The organism is Pseudoduganella sp. RAF53_2, from assembly GCF_052113985.1.
Lineage (GTDB): Bacteria > Pseudomonadota > Gammaproteobacteria > Burkholderiales > Burkholderiaceae_D > Rugamonas.
Window position 1 is genome coordinate 1 of record NZ_JBFRDW010000758.1, and the last position, 2588, is coordinate 2588.

The 2588-nt window shown below is 62.7% G+C and carries 4 protein-coding genes; 3 read left to right on the plus strand and 1 reads right to left on the minus strand.

What is annotated here, in order from left to right; genetic code table 11:
- The 3 genes from trpD to trpC form a co-directional block, all read left to right on the plus strand.
- Positions 1-796, plus strand: a 796-nt coding sequence (trpD, locus tag AB4Z11_RS29035) for an anthranilate phosphoribosyltransferase (RefSeq protein ID WP_442029293.1), incomplete at its 5' end; no start/stop codon positions are given.
- Between the two features lie 2 nt (positions 797-798).
- Entirely contained in the window at positions 799-1503 is a 705-nt protein-coding gene (locus tag AB4Z11_RS29040; protein WP_442029294.1) for a LysE family translocator, read from the plus strand.
- A gap of 8 nt (positions 1504-1511) precedes the next feature.
- Positions 1512-2312: an indole-3-glycerol phosphate synthase TrpC gene (gene trpC / locus AB4Z11_RS29045; RefSeq protein ID WP_442029295.1), complete on the plus strand. Its 801-nt coding sequence runs from the start codon at positions 1512-1514 to the stop codon at positions 2310-2312.
- 55 nt (positions 2313-2367) lie between these two features.
- Here trpC and AB4Z11_RS29050 read toward each other — a convergent pair.
- On the minus strand, positions 2368-2588 hold a 221-nt coding region (locus AB4Z11_RS29050), incomplete at its 5' end, for a diguanylate cyclase domain-containing protein (protein ID WP_442029296.1).

Genomic DNA, 2588 nt, shown 5'->3' on the forward strand with positions numbered 1-2588 from the left:
GGTCGATATCGTCGGCACGGGCGGCGACGGCGCACATACATTCAATATCTCTTCCGCTTCGATGTTTGTGGTTGCTGCCGCCGGTGGGCGCGTGGCCAAGCATGGCGGACGTTCAGTTTCTTCTTCGTCGGGCAGCGCGGACCTGATCGAGTCGCTAGGCGCCAATATCAACCTGACGCCGGAGCAGATCGCGCAGTCGATCGCGCAGACAGGCATCGGCTTCATGTTCGCGCCGAACCATCATGCGGCGATGAAGCATGTGGCCCCGGTGCGCCGTGAGCTGGGCGTGCGCTCGATCTTCAATATTCTGGGTCCGCTGACCAATCCGGCAGGTGCGCCGAATATCCTGATGGGCGTGTTCCACCCTGACCTCGTGGGCATCCAGGTTCGTGTGCTGCAGCGCCTGGGCGCGCAGCATGCGCTGGTGGTGTGGGGCCGCGACAATATGGACGAGGTGTCGCTGGGTGCGGGCACCATGATCGGTGAGCTGGTCAACGGCGAGATCCGCGAGTACGAGATTCATCCGGAAGATTTCGGCATGCAGATGATTGCGAGCCGAAACCTGAAGGTGGCCAATGCGGTGGAATCCAAGGCGCGCGTGATGGAAGCGCTGCGCGGCGAGCCGGGTCCGGCGACCGATATCGTGGCGCTGAATGCCGGCACGGCGCTGTATGCCTGCGGTGTGGCTTCGTCGATCGAGGAAGGCTTGGCCAAGGCGCGTCTGGCCATTTCGACCGGAGCGGCACTGGCGAAGCTGGAGCAGTTCGTCAAAGTCACGCAAGCGCTGGGAGGCTGATCATGTTCGGCATCCACGACCTGGCTTTGTTTGTGGTGTCCGGCATTCTGTTGAATATCATGCCGGGGCCGGATTCGCTGCTCATCATGTCGCGCAGCGCTACGCACGGCTGGCGCGCGGGCTGCTCGGCGGCTTTAGGGATCGGCGCCGGGACCATGGTGCACGTTTGCGCGGCGGCGCTGGGCTTGTCCGCGCTGCTGGCGACGTCGGCGACTGCGTTCACAGCGGTGAAGTGGGTGGGCGCGGCCTATATCGTGTGGTGCGGCGTCGGCATGCTGCGCGCGAAGCTGCGCAACGATAGCGATGTGGCGCAGCCCGATGCAAATTCTGCGGCCGGCGCTGCTGACGAGCGCGCGGGCGGGTCGGACCTTGTGACCAATGCCGCGAGTGCTCGCCTGCCCTATCGCCGCATTTTCGCGCAAGGCTTCCTGACCAATGTCCTGAATCCAAAGGTGGCGCTGTTCTTCCTGGCCTTTGTGCCGCAATTCATTTCGGCGGATTCGCCGAACAAGGCGCTGGCTTTCGTCATCCTGGGCTGCATCTTCAACTTCAACGGCATGTTGTGGTGTAACGGCCTGGCGATCTTTACCGCCTTCGCCAGCGCAAAGCTGAAACTGAAGCCGCTGGTGTCGCTGTGGCTGAACCGCGTGACGGGCGGCCTGTTCCTGGCACTGGGCGTGCGCCTCGCGCTGTCCGAACAAAACTGAGAAGCATCATGCCTGACATCCTGAACAAGATCCTGGCCGTGAAGGCCGATGAAGTGGCTGCGGCCAGAAAGTACCGCAGCCTGGAAAGCCTGCGCGCTGACGTTGAAGGCGACAAGGCATTGCGCGCCGGCTTGCGCGGCTTTGAAGCCAAGCTGCGCAGCCATATCGAGGCCGGCAAGTCTGGCGTGATTGCGGAAGTGAAGAAAGCGTCGCCGTCCAAGGGCGTGCTGCGCGCAGACTTCCGTCCTGCGGACATCGCGGCAAGCTACGCGCTAGGCGGCGCGGCCTGCCTTTCCGTGCTGACCGATCAGCAATTCTTCCAGGGCGATACCGAATATCTGAAGCAGGCACGCGCGGCGTGCGATTTGCCCGTACTGCGCAAGGACTTCATGGTCGATATGTACCAGATCTATGAAGCTCGCCATATGGGCGCGGACTGCATTTTGCTGATCGTTGCTGCGCTAGACCACGGCCTGATGGCGGAGATGGAAGCCTGCGCGCACGAACTGGGCATGGATGTGCTGATTGAGTCGCACGACGGCGATGAGCTCACAGCTGCGCTGAAGTTGAAGAGCCGTTTGATCGGCATTAATAACCGTAACCTGCGCACGTTTGAGACTTCGCTGGATACGACCATTAATCTGCTGCCGCGCATTCCGAAAGAGCGCATGGTCATCACGGAGTCGGGCATTATGGGTCCGGCTGATGTGGAGCGTATGCGCCAGAATGAGGTGAATGCCTTCCTGGTGGGCGAGGCGTTCATGCGCGCGGATGATCCGGGCGCGGAATTGCGGAAGCTGTTCGGCTGAGCATGCGCGGCGGATCGGATGATCCGCCCTACGGCGGCGCCGCCCATGAGAAGATTCAGGCCGCGATGGCCGCGTCCGCGACTTCTACGCGGTCGCGGCCATTTTCTTTTGCCCGGTACAGGGCTGCATCGGCACGGGCCAGGACTCTGTCCAATGGCTCATCGCCAGGTGCCTGGCTGGCGAGACCGATACTGACCGTGCAGCAGGGCTGGGCCGCTTCAGCCAGCAGTGCCTGGATGCGCACGGCGGCTTGCTCGGCGCGCGCAAGCGTGGTGT

Excerpts from the sequence above, each read along its gene's own strand:
- AB4Z11_RS29040 (WP_442029294.1), top strand. The coding sequence starts at position 799 with ATGTTCGGCATCCACGACCTGGCTTTGTTTGTGGTGTCCGGCATTCTG.
- trpC (WP_442029295.1), top strand. The coding sequence starts at position 1,512 with ATGCCTGACATCCTGAACAAGATCCTGGCCGTGAAGGCCGATGAAGTG.